The organism is Marivivens sp. LCG002 (assembly GCF_030264275.1).
Taxonomy (GTDB): Bacteria; Pseudomonadota; Alphaproteobacteria; order Rhodobacterales; family Rhodobacteraceae; genus Marivivens.
This window is the reverse complement of record NZ_CP127165.1, coordinates 2,684,061-2,699,705: the sequence shown is the minus strand read 5'-3', so window position 1 is coordinate 2,699,705 and position 15,645 is coordinate 2,684,061. Positions and strand designations below refer to the sequence as shown.

At 57.1% G+C, this 15,645-nt stretch carries 18 protein-coding genes; 8 read left to right on the top strand and 10 right to left on the bottom strand.

All coding sequences use genetic code 11. The annotated features are described in order from the left end of the window. Nucleotides 1-186 precede the first annotated feature (186 nt). Genes hspQ through QQG91_RS13360 form a run of 3 tightly spaced genes read left to right on the top strand, consistent with a single transcriptional unit; the run spans nt 187 to nt 1,669 of the window. Nucleotides 187-513, top strand: coding sequence for a heat shock protein HspQ (gene hspQ / locus QQG91_RS13370; RefSeq protein ID WP_285770712.1), 327 nt, complete (start codon nt 187-189; stop codon nt 511-513). A 59-nt stretch (nt 514-572) separates the two neighbouring features. Further along, on the top strand, nt 573-1,025 hold the full coding sequence (gene msrC / locus QQG91_RS13365) for a free L-methionine (R)-S-oxide reductase MsrC (RefSeq protein WP_285770711.1): 453 nt from the start codon (nt 573-575) through the stop codon (nt 1,023-1,025). Continuing rightward, nucleotides 1,022-1,669, top strand: a complete 648-nt coding sequence (locus QQG91_RS13360) for a pseudouridine synthase (RefSeq protein WP_285770710.1) — start codon at nt 1,022-1,024, stop codon at nt 1,667-1,669. Before msrC ends, QQG91_RS13360 begins: the two co-directional genes overlap by 4 nt. Here QQG91_RS13360 and QQG91_RS13355 read toward each other — a convergent pair whose 3' ends face one another. Next, entirely contained in the window at nt 1,670-3,106 is a 1,437-nt protein-coding gene (locus tag QQG91_RS13355; protein WP_285772362.1) for an aldehyde dehydrogenase family protein, read from the bottom strand. A 132-nt stretch (nt 3,107-3,238) separates the two neighbouring features. Here QQG91_RS13355 and QQG91_RS13350 point away from each other — a divergent pair, with 132 nt between their 5' ends. Then, complete coding sequence (locus QQG91_RS13350; RefSeq protein WP_285770709.1) at nt 3,239-3,892, top strand: peroxiredoxin; 654 nt, start codon at nt 3,239-3,241, stop codon at nt 3,890-3,892. 36 nt (nt 3,893-3,928) lie between these two features. On the opposite strand, the gene QQG91_RS13345 is transcribed toward QQG91_RS13350, so the two are convergent. The 8 genes from QQG91_RS13345 to rbfA all read right to left on the bottom strand — a co-directional run bounded on the left by QQG91_RS13345 (nt 3,929) and on the right by rbfA (nt 10,967). Next, a complete protein-coding gene (locus tag QQG91_RS13345) occupies nt 3,929-4,558 on the bottom strand; it encodes a L,D-transpeptidase (protein ID WP_285770708.1) in 630 nt (209 codons plus the stop codon). Between the two features lie 103 nt (nt 4,559-4,661). Then, nucleotides 4,662-5,309, bottom strand: coding sequence for a hypothetical protein (locus QQG91_RS13340; RefSeq protein ID WP_285770707.1), 648 nt, complete (start codon nt 5,307-5,309; stop codon nt 4,662-4,664). A gap of 148 nt (nt 5,310-5,457) precedes the next feature. Further along, nucleotides 5,458-7,596, bottom strand: coding sequence for a polyribonucleotide nucleotidyltransferase (gene pnp / locus QQG91_RS13335; protein WP_285770706.1), 2,139 nt, complete (start codon nt 7,594-7,596; stop codon nt 5,458-5,460). Between the two features lie 262 nt (nt 7,597-7,858). Then, nucleotides 7,859-8,128: a 30S ribosomal protein S15 gene (gene rpsO, locus QQG91_RS13330; RefSeq protein ID WP_285770705.1), complete on the bottom strand. Its 270-nt coding sequence runs from the start codon at nt 8,126-8,128 to the stop codon at nt 7,859-7,861. A 144-nt stretch (nt 8,129-8,272) separates the two neighbouring features. After that, a complete protein-coding gene (locus QQG91_RS13325) occupies nt 8,273-8,974 on the bottom strand; it encodes a calcium-binding protein (protein ID WP_285770704.1) in 702 nt (233 codons plus the stop codon). A 63-nt stretch (nt 8,975-9,037) separates the two neighbouring features. Next, nucleotides 9,038-9,565, bottom strand: a complete 528-nt coding sequence (locus QQG91_RS13320; protein WP_285770703.1) for a DUF1643 domain-containing protein — start codon at nt 9,563-9,565, stop codon at nt 9,038-9,040. A 9-nt stretch (nt 9,566-9,574) separates the two neighbouring features. Further along, nucleotides 9,575-10,483: a tRNA pseudouridine(55) synthase TruB gene (gene truB / locus QQG91_RS13315; protein WP_285770702.1), complete on the bottom strand. Its 909-nt coding sequence runs from the start codon at nt 10,481-10,483 to the stop codon at nt 9,575-9,577. A gap of 67 nt (nt 10,484-10,550) precedes the next feature. Beyond that, a complete protein-coding gene (gene rbfA / locus QQG91_RS13310; protein ID WP_285770701.1) occupies nt 10,551-10,967 on the bottom strand; it encodes a 30S ribosome-binding factor RbfA in 417 nt (138 codons plus the stop codon). 95 nt (nt 10,968-11,062) lie between these two features. On the opposite strand from rbfA, the gene dapB reads away from it, so the two are divergent. Then, nucleotides 11,063-11,872, top strand: coding sequence for a 4-hydroxy-tetrahydrodipicolinate reductase (gene dapB, locus QQG91_RS13305; RefSeq protein ID WP_285770700.1), 810 nt, complete (start codon nt 11,063-11,065; stop codon nt 11,870-11,872). 68 nt (nt 11,873-11,940) lie between these two features. After that, entirely contained in the window at nt 11,941-12,288 is a 348-nt protein-coding gene (locus QQG91_RS13300; protein WP_285770699.1) for a dihydrodipicolinate reductase, read from the top strand. Here the strand turns inward: QQG91_RS13300 and QQG91_RS13295 are convergent, their stop codons facing one another. Then, nucleotides 12,289-12,468, bottom strand: coding sequence for a DUF1674 domain-containing protein (locus QQG91_RS13295; protein WP_285770698.1), 180 nt, complete (start codon nt 12,466-12,468; stop codon nt 12,289-12,291). Between the two features lie 67 nt (nt 12,469-12,535). Between QQG91_RS13295 and QQG91_RS13290 the strand changes: the two genes are divergently transcribed. Together QQG91_RS13290 and QQG91_RS13285 are read left to right on the top strand one after the other, a co-directional pair. Continuing rightward, complete coding sequence (locus QQG91_RS13290; protein WP_285770697.1) at nt 12,536-13,810, top strand: RsmB/NOP family class I SAM-dependent RNA methyltransferase; 1,275 nt, start codon at nt 12,536-12,538, stop codon at nt 13,808-13,810. Nucleotides 13,811-13,879: 69 nt separating this feature from the next. Beyond that, complete coding sequence (locus QQG91_RS13285; protein ID WP_502881578.1) at nt 13,880-15,634, top strand: heparinase II/III family protein; 1,755 nt, start codon at nt 13,880-13,882, stop codon at nt 15,632-15,634. The last annotated feature ends 11 nt before the right edge of the window (nt 15,635-15,645 follow it).

The window sequence follows — 15,645 nt, the reverse complement described above, 5'->3', positions numbered from 1 at the left end:
GCTGTCATGCAAACGGCGGTCTTCGGTCCTTGCAATCACATTTGTATTGAAACTCATAAAGGACAGGCAGGTTTCGGCTCAGGTGGACTGTCAAAGTCGAGTCCACAGACTGTTTCCAATAGAATCGGCTCCCGACGTGGACAGTGAACTGGCCAAGAGTTACTAAGGCTTCGGGGGTTTTCTCTTATGCTCAAGACGCGCGCAAAATACCATCTGGGCCAGATCGTCCGCCACCGCAAACATCCGTTTCGCGGGGTTGTCTTTGACGTGGACGCCATTTTTGCCAATACCGACGAATGGTACGAGGCCATCCCGGAAGAGAGCCGCCCCGCAAAGGACCAGCCGTTCTATCATCTTTTGGCGGAGAACGGTCAAAGCTATTACGTTGCCTATGTGTCCGAGCAAAACCTTGTTGCCGACTATTCGGGCGAACCTGTAACCCACCCCGATCTCCCTGATTTGTTCGGACCATTCGAGGACGGGCTTTATCCGCTGCATTTCCAACTCAACTGAGTGGCTTGCTCCCTTTGGCTTGGCGACTTAGGAAGTCTCTGAGTTTTGCGGAGACTTGAATGCGCGTTGATTACCACGACCTGAGCAAAAGAATTGCGGCTTTGACCGAAAGCGAGACGGATGTCGTCGCTCTTATGGCGACGGTCGCTTGCGAGGTGCACCATTCCGATGACCGCTTTGATTGGACAGGTTTCTATCGGGTGACGGAGCCCGAGCTTCTCAAGATCGGGCCTTACCAAGGGGGGCATGGGTGTCTTGTCATTCCCTTTGCGCGTGGCGTTTGCGGCGCGGCGGCGCGCACTGGCCAGACCCAACTTGTCGATGATGTCGACGCGTTTCCAGGACATATCGCCTGTTCATCCAGCACGCGCTCCGAGCTTGTCCTTCCTGTGTTTGACGCCTCTGGTGCCGTGATCGGTGTTTTCGATCTTGATAGTGATCTGCCCGCAGCGTTTACCGTTGAGGATCAAGCGGCGCTCGAGACCATCCTCGCTTCGGTTTTTGCACGATGAGTGAGGATTACAATCCGCCGAATGATCCGCTTGTAGTTCTCCACGAGGACCACGAGGTTCTTTTGGTGGATAAACCGAGCGGGCTTCTGTCTGTTCCGGGCAAAGGGGATCATCTTGCGGATTGTCTGATTGCGCGTGTGCAGGCCGCGTTTCCCACTGCCTTGTTGGTGCATCGGTTGGACCGTGACACGTCGGGCGTGATGATTTTCGCTTTGACCCCCCACGCCCAAAGGCATCTCGGACTTCAGTTCGAGAAACGTTTTACCAAGAAAACCTATGTGGCGCGGGTCTGGGGTAAGGTAGAGCAAAAGACAGGAACGATTGATCTTCCGATCATAGTCGACTGGCCGAACAGACCGCTGCAGAAGATTGATTTTGAAAACGGCCGTCCCGCCGTGACGGATTATCGCGTTGTGCGAACGACAGAGACAGAAAGCAGAGTGCGGCTCTATCCCCAAACGGGACGGTCCCACCAGCTTCGGCTCCACATGCGGGAAATCGGCCATCCGATCCTTGGGGACCCGTTTTACGCAACGGGGCCTGCACGCGATTTTCCGCGCTTGATGCTGCATTCCGAAACGCTTCAGTTCCGTCATCCCGATGGCGGAAAAGGGATGCGGATTACCGCCAAAGCGCCCTTCTGATCAGGGGGTCCAGCCCGAAATCAGCTTGGTGTCGAGAAACTCTTTGATCCCCCAGATCCCACCTTCTCGCGCTCGGCCTGAATCCCGTATTCCGCCAAAAAAGGCGCTGGCGTCGCGACGGATTCCATTCACTTCGATCATCCCTGCACGGAGTTTCAAGGCCAGCCGATTGCACCTTTCAGGGTCTGCGCTCTGGACAAAGTTCGTGAGGCCATAGCGCGTGTTGTTGGCAATCGCGACGGCCTCTTCTTCGGTGTCGAACGGGATGATGGAGAGCACGGGGCCAAAGATTTCTTCGCGTTCGATCGTCATGCCCGGCACGACGTCGGCAAAAACGGTTGGCCGCACGAAGTATCCCGAATTGAGACCATGAGGACGCCCAGTGCCGCCCGCGACGAGGCGCGCGCCTTGGTCGATGCCCGACTGGATTAGGCTTTGGATGCGCTCCCATTGGCGTTTGTTCACGACAGGGCCAAGATGCTTCCCTTCGTCATGCGCGCTTGCGACGATGGTATTTAGTGCAAAGCTTCTCGCAATTTCAATGGCTTGCTCATAGTAGGGGCGCTCGACCAACATCCGCGAGGGCGCATTACAGGCTTGGCCCGAATTGAAGAAGCAATGACGGATACCGCGCATGACGGCATCGGGATCGGCGTCTGCAAACACGAGGTTTGCCCCTTTGCCCCCAAGTTCGAGCGCGACGTGTTTGAGCGTCGATGCGGCGGCAGCAGAAATGGCGCGGCCAGCACGTGTAGAGCCCGTAAAGGAAATCATATCCACGTCTGGATGCGAAGAAAGCTGGCTCCCGACCCCTTGGCCATCGCCATTCACCAAATTGAACACGCCCTTGGGTAGGCCTGTCGCGTGGATCATTTCGGCAAGGATATAGGCGCAGAGCGGCGCTTCTTCCGAGGGTTTGAGAACGACCGTGCAACCTGCAAGCAGCGCTGGAACCACCTTGAGCGTGATCTGGTTGATCGGGCGGTTCCATGGCGTAATCAGCCCGACCACACCGACCGCGCTTTGGGCGACGATATTGTTCGCCAGATCGGGTGCGATGGGGGACTGCCATTCGATCTTGTCAAAGGCGTCGATAAAGCTGCTCAGATGCCTTGGAAGGCATTCGACCTGATCAACCAAGCAAGAGCTTTTCGGCGCTCCCATTTCCGCAGTGATCGCCTCTGCGAGGTCGAATTTCCGCAGTTCGTATTGTTCGAGGAGTTTGAGAACGAACTCCCGCCGCACAGCAGGTTCGGTGCAGCTCCAGACTTCGAAAGCGCGTTTCGCGGCGCCAACAGCAGCGTCGGTGTCTTCTTGATCACCGAGCGAGATGATCGCAATCGGCTGTTCGGTCGAAGGATCTATAACGTGGTGATCGCGCGGTCTTGTCGGGGAAACCCATTGACCGTCGATATAGAATTCACGCCGTGCCAGCATCTTGGAGACCTGATATTTGATCATATTGCGGCGGACAGTCGCATTTCTTATCCGCGGCGACAAGCGGCGGTGGTAGATTATTCACAGCGTGCCTATATTGCGGTCAGAACCAAATACATAACGAGGAACCTCATGGGTCTGCGCATTAACGATACGATTCCGAACCTGACTGTCGAGACCGATCAGGGGAGCTTTGCTCTTCATGACTGGATCGGGGATAGCTGGGCAATCCTTTTCTCCCACCCCAAGGATTTCACGCCCGTTTGCACGACCGAATTCGGCGCAGTTGCCCAGCTTGCCGAAGAATGGGCCAAGCGCGGCACCAAGGTTATCGGCATTTCGGTCGATGGCGTTGAAGAGCACACCAAATGGAAAGCCGACATCGAGAGCTTTGCCGGTGCCAAAGCCGGTTTCCCGATCATTGCGGATACCGATCTCGCTGTCGCCAAGGCGTTTGATATGCTTCCCGCCGAAGCCTATCTCCCTGATGGTCGCACGCCTGCCGATACCGCGACCGTTCGCTCGGTGTTCATTGTTGCCCCGAACAAGAAGCTCCAGCTGACCATGACCTATCCGATGTCGGTCGGACGTAACTTTGCCGAGGTGCTCCGCGCGTTGGACGGGCTTCAGGCGACCTATGGTGTGCCGATCGCAACGCCCGCGAACTGGCAGGTGGGTCAAGATGTTATTGTTGCGCTTTCGCTCAATGATGATCAGGCGCGCGAAAAGTTTGGTGAGATCGATATCAAGCTGCCCTACCTCCGCACCGCAAAACACAAGGCCTAGGGCCGAAAGCAAAGGGCCCCGAAGGGGCCCTTTCGATTAGTAGGCGTGTGCAACCGTTCCAAGCGGGACGCGCTTATAAAGGTCGATTACGTGACTGTTATACATGCGGAAGCAGCCGTTCGACGATGCGCTTCCGATGCTTGCGGGTGAAACCGTGCCGTGGATACGGATCGCGGTGTCACGACCGTTTTCATAAAAATAGAGAGCGCGCGCGCCAAGCGGATTGGTCGGCCCCCCCGGCATACCATCCGCGTATTTCTCATAGGCAGCAGGGTTGCGCTTGATCATCTCGGGTGTGGGGGTCCAGCTTGGCCATTCGACTTTGCGGCCGATGACGGCTGTGCCGAAATAAGCGAGCCCCTCTTGGCCGATGGCGCAGCCATAGCGGATCGCCTCTCCGTTGCCCAAGGTGAGATAGAGATGCTTGTTTTGCGGAAGAATGTGGATTTCGCCGGCGGGCAGCGCGGCACGGACCTTCACGACGCGCGCCCAATATTCCTCGGGGATCTCGAAGTTCCCCTCCATCCGTCCGGGCAAAGGGATGCCGTTCACAATGGCTGTTTGTTCAGTCGGGGAAATGGTTAGAGAGAGCGGTGCGTTTTGCGCAAGAGCAGGTGCGCAGAGCATGGAAGCCCCTGCAGCGGTCATAAAGTCGCGTCTTTTCATTTCGCTAACATCTCCTCATCGTACTCGGGGCCAGTATACAGCCTTTCGCCATTAAAAAACCCCGACAGTGTCGTCGGGGTTCAATAACTTTGTTGTGAGTCGATCAGAAGCGCAAGCCGACCGAAAGGCCAAGGTAGGGGAATACCTTGAGCTTGGCAGCGTCATTCTTGTAGCCGGTGATGGTCGCATCTGCATCAAGCTGTGCTTGAATGGCGGCATCGTTGCTGGTGACCGAGAGCGCTGCGCCGTTGATGAACATCGCGCCGACTTCGCCGCTCAGCTGCCATTTGTCGCCGAATTGCCAGTCATAGCCCGTGGTGACGGTCGGGATATAGCTGCGGTTGAACTTCAGGCTGGCGTCGATCGAGCCGTTGGTGAAGGCTTTATAAGGGTTTGTTGCAGAGAGCGTCCCTGTCGCTTTGATGCTGCTGGTCGAGTGAATGATACCACCCGAAACGCGCCAGTTGCCTTCGGTCGGATAGAAGTCAGCGAGAAGGCCAGTTGCACCCAATTTGCCGTCGAGAGAATAGTCGACGCCATCGCGCGTGAGATTGGTCTTGTATCCCAGACCACCCATGACAAGCCCGCGTGCACCGAATTTGGAGTTGATGCGATAGCTGCCGCTCAGCGTCCCGCCGAAGATCGAAAGACCGAGATTGATCGACTTGTCACCGGCCTCTTGAGCGGTTGCAATGCCAGCCGCAGGGAGAAGTGCGACAGAGAGAGCGGCGAGTGTGGCTTTGAAATTCATGGGTCAAGGTCCTCTTTAAAAACTGGGTCCATCGTAGCACACTCCAATTCCGAGATATGCCAACAATTTCACCCGCCTCAAAGTTGTTGCCAAAATGCAAAAGGCCCCGATTCTCATCGGGGCCTCTGCGTGGACTTTGACGTGAAGATTACTCTTCTGCGGTTGCTTCTTCTTTCGGAGCGTCTTCACCGGTTTCCTGGTTGACCACTTTCATCGAAAGGCGAACTTTGCCGCGATCGTCGAAACCGAGCAGCTTGACCCAAACTTCCTGACCTTCTTTGAGAACGTCGGAGGGATGGTTCAGGCGACGGTTTTCGATCTGGGACACGTGGACGAGACCGTCACGCTTGCCAAAGAAGTTCACGAAAGCACCGAAGTCGACGAGTTTGACGACTTTGCCTTTGTAGATTTTGCCCTCTTCCGGCTCTGCGACGATCGAATAGATCATGTCATAGGCCTTCTTGATGGCATCGCCGTTCGAGGACGCGATCTTGATGATACCGTCGTCGTTGATGTCGACTTTGGCGCCCGAGGTCTCAACGATCTCGCGGATAACCTTACCGCCCGAACCGATCACCTCACGGATCTTGTCGGTCGGGATCTGCATGGTTTCGATGCGCGGAGCGTGAACCGAGAACTCGTTTGCCGAAGTGAGCGATTTGCTCATTTCGCCGAGGATGTGCAGACGGCCAGCGCGAGCCTGCTCTAGAGCTTTTTCCATGATTGCAGGGGTGATGCCCTGAACCTTGATGTCCATCTGGAGCGAGGTGATACCGGCTTCTGTGCCCGCAACCTTGAAGTCCATATCGCCGAGGTGATCTTCGTCGCCGAGGATATCGGTCAGAACTGCAAAGTCACCGTCATCTTCAAGAACGAGGCCCATGGCAACGCCGGCAACAGGTGCCTTGAGAGGAACGCCTGCATCCATCATCGAGAGCGAGCCGCCGCAGACCGAAGCCATCGAGGAGGAACCGTTCGATTCGGTGATCTCGGAGACCACGCGGATGGTGTAGGGGAAGTCGGTTGCAGCAGGCAGAACAGCCTGAAGCGCACGCCAAGCAAGCTTGCCGTGACCGATTTCACGACGACCCGGCGAACCGACGCGGCCCACTTCACCAACCGAATACGGAGGGAAGTTATAGTGCAGCAGGAAGTTCGAGCGGAAGTTGCCGTGCAGCGCGTCGATGATCTGTTCGTCGTCGCCCGTACCGAGCGTGGTGATGACCAGACCCTGGGTTTCGCCGCGGGTGAACAGGGCCGAACCGTGGGTGCGCGGCAGAATGCCGGTTTCGCAGACGATCGGGCGAACCTGATCAAGGGCGCGGCCATCGATACGCTTGCCTTCTTTTACAACGGTGCCGCGAAGCACGCTCGACTCGAGCTTTTTGAGGGCCGAACCGAGGTTTGCATCTTCGAGCTGTTCTTCGGTCAGAGAAGCTTTGATCGCTTCTTTGGCAGCCGAAACAGCGGCGACGCGCTCTTGCTTGTTGGTGATCGCATAGGCGGCGCGCATTTGCTCTTCGCCAGCAGCCTTAACAGCTTCGTAGAGGTCCGAATAATCGGGAGCGACGAAGTTGAAGGGCTCTTTCGCGGCATCTTCGGCCAGATCGATGATCAGGTCGATAACAGGCTGGATTTGCTCGTGAGCAAAGGTAACAGCGCCGAGCATTTCGGCTTCGGAAAGCTCGTAGGCTTCCGATTCAACCATCATCACAGCGTTCTTGGTCCCAGCAACAACGAGGTCGAGACGCTGCTCGGGGTTGTTGCGAAGGTTGTCCATATCGTCAACCGAGGGGTTGAGAACGTAGTCGCCGTTCACGAAGCCGACGCGGCATCCGGCAACGGGGCCCATGAAGGGAACGCCCGAAATGGTGAGCGCAGCCGAAGCCGCAATCATTGCAACAACGTCGGGGTCGTTGACGAGGTCGTGCGACAGAACGGTGCACATGACCAGAACTTCGTTCTTGAAGCCGGGTGCAAAGAGCGGGCGCATCGGACGGTCGATAAGGCGCGCAGTCAGCGTCTCTTTCTCGGTCGGACGTGCTTCACGCTTGAAGAAGCCGCCCGGAATCTTACCGGCGGCGTAGTATTTCTCTTGGTAGTGAACAGTCAGCGGGAAGAAGTCCTGACCCGGCTTTTGTTCTTTGGCGAAAGTCACGTTAGCCATGACCGAGGTTTCGCCGAGGGTGGCAATTACGGTGCCGTCAGCCTGACGGGCAACCTTGCCGGTTTCCAGAGTAAGGGTTTCATCGCCCCACTGGATCGATTTTTTAACTTCGTTGAACATCTAGCGTATCCTGGTTGGGAGCACTCCCGCCCCTGCGGGTCTCCCGTTTGCATGGTGGCCCCATTGCCACCGACCTTTTCATCCTAATTCGAGCGCCAAGGTCAAAACGCAACGTCTCAGATGTGGGGCGCATACATGAAAACAAGGCATTTGGAAAGCATTGGTTTCGATCGCCATTTTTGTCGCGCTTCCTGTCGGGAGGCGAAAATGAAAACGCCCGCTCTTGCGAACGGGCGTTTGTAATCCGAACCTTGCGGTTAGATTAGCGGCGCAGGCCAAGACGCTCGATGAGCGACTGGTAACGTGCTTCGTCCTTGCCTTTGACATAGTCCAGAAGCTTGCGGCGCTGAGCAACCATCATAAGAAGACCACGGCGGCCGTGGTTGTCTTTCTTGTGGGTTTTGAAGTGCTCGGTCAGTGTCGCGATGCGCGACGAAAGAATTGCAACCTGAACCTCGGGGGAACCGGTGTCACCTTCTTTGGTGCCGAATTCTTTGATGAGGCGAGTCTTTTCTTCTGCAGTAATCGACATCGGGGTCTCCTTTTAAATCAAGGGGTTATGGCGCAGGCCGGGATGTCGTCCAGCAAGGCCCTTGGAGGATCGAATGGTGAGTCTCACCAACCGATGCGCGCTCTTAGTCGAAAAGACCCATAAAGAAAAGAAATTTCCTTTCTTTTATAGAGCTTCAAAGCGAATGGCGCCGAGATCGAAGTTCGTCGCGCCTTGCAGATAGACCAAGGGTTTCCCGTCGCCGAAAATCATGATGCCGCCGCTATCCGCCTCGGCCGAGAGGGCGGGCTGGGCGCTTTGTGCGGGATATCCGATGATGATCGTGTCCTCGTCCGTCATATCGTCGACCACTACAGGCGCGTCATATTCGGACAGAAGAGCGATAGTGTCGCTTCCGCTTCCGCTGTTCACATGATCGCCCGCGCCTGCAACGATCCAGTCGTCTCCTGCACCGCCGTTTAGGAAATCCTTTTGCGGGTCGGGCTCTCTGCCGTCGAGAATGTCGTTCCCGTTTCCGCCGAAGATCAGGTCGGACCCTTGCCCGCCGATCAGCAGGTCGTTGTCGTAGTAACCGTGAAGCGTATCATCTCCATCGCCTCCGACGAGGGTATCATCCCCCATGCCGCCAATCAGGGTATCCGCGCCGTCGCCCCCCTTTAGGATGTCATCGCCAAGATGCCCTGCAAGGTAGTCATCGCCAGCAAGTGTCGAGAGAAGATCGTTCAAAGGACCACCGTTTACGACCATGTCGGTTTGATCGGGCGGGGTCTCTGTTTCGGTCTCTTCAGGCGCAGTGGGCATTGCGATGCCGGCAAGGGCAAAACCGATCAGGCTCAGGAGCAAAAGCATTTCGACCTCGAACAACATTGGAATGTGTTTGAGGTTTAACCGCGCAACGGCTCGTTAACCGACGATTAACTTACCGAATAGTTAACGGGGGTGCCAGATTTCGGGCTGGACGGAATAGCCGATATAAAGCGGATGCTTGGGATGTCCCTGTTTGGTCAGACCGAGGGAATAGAGATCCTTGCCCGTGTCTCGGAGGATTTTTTCGACGGCTGCACCTCTTGAGAGATGATCACCATGTGCCCCCCACGCGCAGACGATTTGGTCCTTACTGTCGCGGATCCATTCCAGTGCGCTTTGGCGAATGGTATCGTCGTTCGTTGGTCCGATGGGATCGGCTGCGGCCCGCATTTTCTGGGGATCGGTGTCGCGCCATGCAAAAATATTCGTAACGCGAAATCCGCCGAACCCGAGCGCCCGTGCGCGGCGCTCGCAACGCTCGACCGTCGGGTCGTTCTGGACTTCTGTTGCGGTCGAGGGGTTCAACATCACAAAGAGAGCCCGCGCGCCGCGCTCTTCCCAAATACGGGTCAGGCTGTAGCGATAGTTCTCGCAGTCCGAATAAACGGCTTCGGAGACAGCATCCTCTTTGGTGAAAAACCGCGTGATCATGCCGACGGCCTAGGCGTCATGGACAAAAACGCGGCTTGGATGAAGTTCGCCGGACTTGAAAATACCGACCGCGATTGCCTGGCCTTCGTAGCTTGCCCAACATTCTTCGCCATATTCGACGTCATGAGCGAGAACCATCGCGGCATTGCCGTTGCGCAGTTTGTTTACACTTTCGGGCGGCACGCGCACTTCGGTCAGATCTGCGAGACCCACCTCGAGCGGTTTCAAATGGGCATCGAGTTCAGGAGTTTTGGCAAGTGCGTCGATGGTTTCGAGGCTAAGACCCTCTGCTGCGTCGAAGGGACCCGACCAAATGCGGCGAAGCCAGTCCACATGGCCAAAGCAGCCAAGTGTTTCGCCCAGATCGCGTGCGATCGAACGGACATACCCGCCTTTGCCGCAGGTCATCTCCAAAAGCACATGTTCGGGATCGGGCCGGTCAACCATTACCAGTTCTTCAACCCAAAGTGGGCGAGGCGCGATTTCAAAATCTTCATCGTCACGCGCCAGCTTATAGGCGCGCTGGCCATCGATCTTAACGGCCGAAAACTTGGGTGGAACCTGCATGATGTCACCGAGGAAATTGCCCAAGGCCGCTTTGATTTCGTCGTCAGTCGGGCGTTTGTCCGAACGCGCGATGATTTCCCCTTCGGCGTCATCGGTGTTCGTTGCCGCGCCCAGAGTGACCGAAAACTCATAAGCCTTGAGGGCATCGGTGATGTAGGGGATGGTTTTGGTGGCTTCGCCAAGTGCTACGGCGAGAACTCCCGTCGCTTCGGGGTCGAGCGTGCCTGCATGGCCCGCCTTTTTCGCGCCGAAAGCCCAGCGGACTTTGTTGACGACCGCCGTCGAGGTGATCCCCGCCGGTTTGTCGATCACCAGCCAACCCGAAATATCGCGGCCTTTGCGCTTGCCCATGTTTGCCTCCGCCTTTGTGCAGGGGCGCCTGCTAGTCGAGACAGGCGCTTGGGTCAATCAAGAGAACTCAGTCCTCGTCGTCCCCGATGTCGTCGTCGAGGTCTTGACGCACGTGCTCGTCCGCGAACATGCGGCGCGTGTCGTCCATACGGTCAAAAGTCTCGTCGATCTCGAAACGGAAATCAGGCGCGTATTTGAGTGTGATGTTCCGCACGATCTGATGGCGGATCTCGGCCTTGTTGCGGCGAAGCGCTGCGAGCGCTTCATCCTTGCCCTGCCCGCCGAGCGGAAGGACATATGCCGTCGCGTGTTTGAGATCGGGCGAGCACCGCACTTCCCCAACGGTTATGGACATGCGCCCGAGATCGGGATCATGCACGTCGCCTCGTGCGAGCACATCAGAAAGTGCACGACGCAGCATTTCGCCAACGCGAAGTTGACGCTGAGAGGGGCCGGAGCCTTCGGAGAAACGGTTCTTTGCCATAACGCCCATGTAAGCGGATGCTGCGCTCTTGCCAAGCGAGGCTTTGACGTGCAGTCAGTGGATTAGCAGATTTTACCGCTACGGAAGGTTGGAACATGTCGAATTCGCCGCTCATTGTGGTTACGGGTGCATCGGGTCGTATGGGGCGGATGCTCATCAAACTCATTAATGAGTCGGGAACGGCGAAGCTCAAATCCGTGGTCGAGCGGAGCGGGCATGACTGGATAGGCCGTGATCTTGGCGAAATGATGGGTGGAGCCGCCAGCGGTGTGACCGTGACCGACAAAGCCGCCGAGGCTTTTGCAGGGGCGGATGCGGTGATCGATTTTACGTCGCCTGACGCAACCGTCGCCTTTGCCGAGCTGGCCGCCGAGGCGGGCTGCGTCCATGTCATCGGGACCACAGGCTTTGACGACAGCCATCTTGCCGCAATTGCGCGGATTGCGGAGCGCGGGACAATCGTGCGCGCAGGCAACATGTCGCTTGGTGTCAACCTGTTGGTTCAGTTGACCAAAAAAGTCGCCGCTGCACTTGACGAGGATTTCGACATCGAAGTGATCGAAGCCCACCACAATCGCAAAGTCGACGCCCCTTCGGGAACCGCACTGATGTTGGGTGAAGCTGCCGCGGAAGGGCGCGGCGTAAACCTCAAGGACGTGCGCGATTCAGGCCGCGACGGCATTACGGGAGCCAGAAAGCGCGGCGACATCGGGTTTACGGCCATTCGTGGCGGCGACATTGTGGGGGAACACGATGTTCTCTTTGCGGCTGATGGCGAGCGGATTGTGCTGCGCCACATTGCGACCGACCGCGCGGTCTTCGCGCGTGGTGCCCTCAAGGCCGCGCTTTGGGCCCAAGGTAAACCCGCAGGCGAGTATTCCATGCTCGATGTGCTGGGGCTTTGACTTAAAACTGAACCGAATCGGGTTATCGAGCGTATTTATGGAGCGTCGTCAAAAAACGGGGGCTCTTCATGAAAGCTATTCTATTTGCACTTTTATTGCCGACAGCGGCTGCAGCCGAATTTAACGTGGTTTCCGATCGCTCGACTTTCGTTGGTCTGATGCAGGAAGGTCAGCTCAAACACAGCCTTTTCCCAATCCGACTTCGGGTGACGCCTGACGGGCTTATCGATGGCGAGGCGGTCGGGTCGACCGTCACAGGGAGCTGGCAATGGGACAACGGATATTTCTGCCGCACCATGGCATGGGGCGACCGCGAAATTCCGTTTAATTGTCAGTTGGTTGAAGTTGACGGGCGCAAGGTTCGTTTTACCGAAAACCAAGGTCAGGGGCGCGCTGCAACCTTTCGCATCGACTGATCAGAAGTCGATCGCAATCCCTTTTTTTTCCCAGTCCCCAAAGCGCACAGGCTCGGGTCCGTCTCTTCCCCCAAGCTCGGGTGGAAGCTCAATAGATTGAGCGGCCTTACGACGTTCTTCGGCTTCTTGAAGCGCGCGTAGGGCGGCGGGCGGGAGGTCTTTCTTTTCGGTATCGGCCATCGGTGTGTTCCTTGTCCGGTTACTGCACTTGATATACGCGGGGAAACAGACTTCTCAAGGGGAACACATGACTCAGATCGGCCTTGCTCCGCGTTCGGCAGCACATTTCTTGCTCGATGAAGTGACCGGAGAAGGCAGGCTCCTGTCCGAATTGATCGGCGGTGGGGCACTTTCGCATCTCGCACCCGAAGATCGTGCACGCGCACAACGCCTGGCGCTTCTGACATTGCGCGGCATGGATCGCGCGGATCGGATGCTCAAGCCGTTTCTCCAGAAGCGCCCGCCATTGACTGTGCGCAATGCTCTGCGGCTTGGAACGGTCGAGATATGGAACGGCGAGGCTGCGCATGGTGTCGTCAATGCTTGCGTTGAAATCGTGGGTCGTAACAAACGAACTCAGGCCATGAAGGGTCTTGTCAACGCCGTGCTGCGCAAAGTCGCCGCCGAGCGTCCCGGGGCCTGGGATCGTCTGCCCGAACCGCGGCTGCCCGATTGGCTTCGTGGTCCTATGATCGAGGCTTGGGGAAAGGCAGAAGTGGCAGGCATGGAACATGCCCATTTCCTTGGTGCTTCGCTTGATCTGACTGTGAAATCCGATCCCGAAAGCTGGGCGCAAAAACTTGGTGGAACAGTTCTCCCCTCGGGATCAGTGCGTTTGGCTGATGCCGGACAGGTGTCCGAACTTGAAGGATACGCAGATGGTGCTTGGTGGGTTCAGGATGCAGCCGCTGCAATTCCCGTTCGAATTCTTGCACCCAAGACCGGCGAAAAAGTGCTCGACCTTTGTTCGGCTCCGGGGGGCAAGACCATGCAGCTTGCCAGTGCGGGAGCGGATGTGACCGCAGTCGACGTTTCCGAATCGCGTATGCGCCGCGTCGAAGAGAACCTCGCGCGCACGGGGTTGAAGGCGCGGACCGTCGTGTCCGATGCTTTCGAGTTCGACGAGGATGGTTATGACGCCATTCTACTCGATGCGCCTTGTTCCGCGACGGGGACCATTCGGCGTCACCCTGATCTTCCCTATGCCAAAGATGGTAGCGAATTCGGCGAGTTGATCGGGCAACAAGAGGCCATGATTGATCATGCCCTGACCCTTCTGAAACCTGACGGAAGGTTGGTTTTCTGCACCTGTTCATTGCTGCCTGACGAAGGTGAGGTTCAGGTCGAGGAGGCCTTGGAGCGCCATGATGGGCTTTGGGTCGATCGTTCTGCTTTCGATCAGTCATGGATAGAAGAAAGCTGGAAAACCGAAGAAGGCGGGCTTCGTTTGCGCCCCGACTATTGGCCAGAGTTCGGCGGTATGGACGGGTTCTATGTCGCTGTTCTTCGAAAGGCTGCGTGACTCGGCGCTTAGGTCTGGCTAACATCTTCTGTAATAAACAGCGGAACACGCAAACCGAGGCAGTCGCGCTTGTCAAAGTCGCAAACATGGAGTGCCAAAGGCACGGAATTCATGCACCGCGTTCATGCGCGAATCGCTGCGCGTGCAAAAGTTCCAACAGGTTTTTCGTCACAGCCCGAGCCTCGGTCGATCGGTATCTATGCGCGTGGTCGGCAATTGATTGCCGGGAATTTTCTCTTCGCAGGCGAGTTGACCGAAGCGCCTTCGGGCTCGATCTGGTCGATCAACGCAACGTCTGCCATGGCTATTGACGAGCTTCACGGGTTTGCTTGGCTTGATGATCTGGCGGCTGTCGGTGACTTCAAGGCTCGCGAACGAGCACAGGCTTGGGTGAGCGAGTGGATTCATCGCTATGGAAACGGCACAGGTCCGGGCTGGGTCCCCGATCTGACGGGGCGTCGTCTTATTCGCTGGATCAATCACGCCTTCTTTTTGATGCGTGGTCAGGATCAGGTTTGGACGGATCGTTTCTATCGATCACTCGCCCACCAGACACTATTCCTCTCGCGGCGAGGCAAGACCGTGAAACCCGGTTTGGCGCGCTTCGAAGCGATGACGGGAATGATTTACGCGGGGTTGTCGCTTCAGGGGATGTCCCAATACGTCGAGCCGGCGGTGTCGATCCTTGCAAAAGACTGTGTCCATCAGGTGGATGGGCAAGGCGGGCTCCCCACACGCAATCCGCAAGAGCTGCTCGAGGTTCTGACCCTGTTGCATTGGTCGGTGCAAGCGCTGGGCGAAGCGGACCGTCCTATTCCGCATAGCGTCCATGCTGCGATCGACCGGATTGTCCCGACGCTTCGGGCGCTACGCCATTCCGATGGCGGGCTTGCCCGATTTCATGGGGGTGGACGCGGGATCGAAGGGCGCTTGGAACAAGCCTTGGCCGCTTCGGGTAACAAGCAAATGCCGACCGAAAGCCTCTATATGGGCTACGTGCGTTTGAGTGCAGGTCGCACCAGTGTTGTCGTCGACGCCGCGGCCCCTCCGACCGGAGCAGCAAGCTTCGAAGGGCACGCTTCGACTTGTGCTTTCGAACTGACGTCCGGTCGTCGGCCCGTCATCGTGAACTGCGGCAACGGTCGTAGCTTCGGCGAAGAGTGGCGCCGAGCGGGGCGCGCAACAGCCAGCCACTCGACACTTGCGATTGACGGGTATTCCTCGTCCAGGCTTGGGTCTGGAACCCGTCTTGGGGGATTGGACCGCGAGTGGTTGACCGATGTGCCCGATCAGGTGCCCGTGGAATGGGAAACCCTTGCCGACGGTCACAGACTTCAGGTCGCACATAATGGCTATCAACGTACACATGGTCTCACCCATGCTCGAACCCTTGATCTGAGCCTTGATGGGCGGGGATTGGTCGGAGAGGATTTCATCGGTTCGATCAGTGATGGGGACAAGAAACGGTTCGACCGTGCGCTCGACGCGGAAAAGCTCCAAGGTGTTCCGTTTTCGATCCGTTTTCACCTCCACCCCGAAGTGGATGCCGAGATTGATCTTGGTGGCGCTGCCATCTCCATGGCGCTCAAAAGTGGTGAAATTTGGGTTTTTCGGCATGACGGGACTGCCGAAATGCGGCTCGAGCCTTCGGTTTATCTCGAAAATGGTCGATTAAAGCCCCGTGCGGCATCACAGGTGGTTTTATCTGGACGCGCAATGTCATATGCGACGCGCGTTCGCTGGTCTTTGGCCAAAGCGCAGGAGACACCTGATGCCCTGCGTGATCTGGTCGGAGATACCATAGCGGGCAGCGACAGCTTTTGAGCCCAGAGGAC

Excerpts from the sequence above, each read along its gene's own strand:
- hspQ (WP_285770712.1), top strand. The coding sequence starts at position 187 with ATGCTCAAGACGCGCGCAAAATACCATCTGGGCCAGATCGTCCGCCAC.
- msrC (WP_285770711.1), top strand. The coding sequence starts at position 573 with ATGCGCGTTGATTACCACGACCTGAGCAAAAGAATTGCGGCTTTGACC.
- QQG91_RS13360 (WP_285770710.1), top strand. The coding sequence starts at position 1,022 with ATGAGTGAGGATTACAATCCGCCGAATGATCCGCTTGTAGTTCTCCAC.
- QQG91_RS13355 (WP_285772362.1), bottom strand. The coding sequence starts at position 3,106 with ATGCTGGCACGGCGTGAATTCTATATCGACGGTCAATGGGTTTCCCCG.
- QQG91_RS13350 (WP_285770709.1), top strand. The coding sequence starts at position 3,239 with ATGGGTCTGCGCATTAACGATACGATTCCGAACCTGACTGTCGAGACC.
- QQG91_RS13345 (WP_285770708.1), bottom strand. The coding sequence starts at position 4,558 with ATGAAAAGACGCGACTTTATGACCGCTGCAGGGGCTTCCATGCTCTGC.
- QQG91_RS13340 (WP_285770707.1), bottom strand. The coding sequence starts at position 5,309 with ATGAATTTCAAAGCCACACTCGCCGCTCTCTCTGTCGCACTTCTCCCT.
- pnp (WP_285770706.1), bottom strand. The coding sequence starts at position 7,596 with ATGTTCAACGAAGTTAAAAAATCGATCCAGTGGGGCGATGAAACCCTT.
- rpsO (WP_285770705.1), bottom strand. The coding sequence starts at position 8,128 with ATGTCGATTACTGCAGAAGAAAAGACTCGCCTCATCAAAGAATTCGGC.
- QQG91_RS13325 (WP_285770704.1), bottom strand. The coding sequence starts at position 8,974 with ATGTTGTTCGAGGTCGAAATGCTTTTGCTCCTGAGCCTGATCGGTTTT.
- QQG91_RS13320 (WP_285770703.1), bottom strand. The coding sequence starts at position 9,565 with ATGATCACGCGGTTTTTCACCAAAGAGGATGCTGTCTCCGAAGCCGTT.
- truB (WP_285770702.1), bottom strand. The coding sequence starts at position 10,483 with ATGGGCAAGCGCAAAGGCCGCGATATTTCGGGTTGGCTGGTGATCGAC.
- rbfA (WP_285770701.1), bottom strand. The coding sequence starts at position 10,967 with ATGGCAAAGAACCGTTTCTCCGAAGGCTCCGGCCCCTCTCAGCGTCAA.
- dapB (WP_285770700.1), top strand. The coding sequence starts at position 11,063 with ATGTCGAATTCGCCGCTCATTGTGGTTACGGGTGCATCGGGTCGTATG.
- QQG91_RS13300 (WP_285770699.1), top strand. The coding sequence starts at position 11,941 with ATGAAAGCTATTCTATTTGCACTTTTATTGCCGACAGCGGCTGCAGCC.
- QQG91_RS13295 (WP_285770698.1), bottom strand. The coding sequence starts at position 12,468 with ATGGCCGATACCGAAAAGAAAGACCTCCCGCCCGCCGCCCTACGCGCG.
- QQG91_RS13290 (WP_285770697.1), top strand. The coding sequence starts at position 12,536 with ATGACTCAGATCGGCCTTGCTCCGCGTTCGGCAGCACATTTCTTGCTC.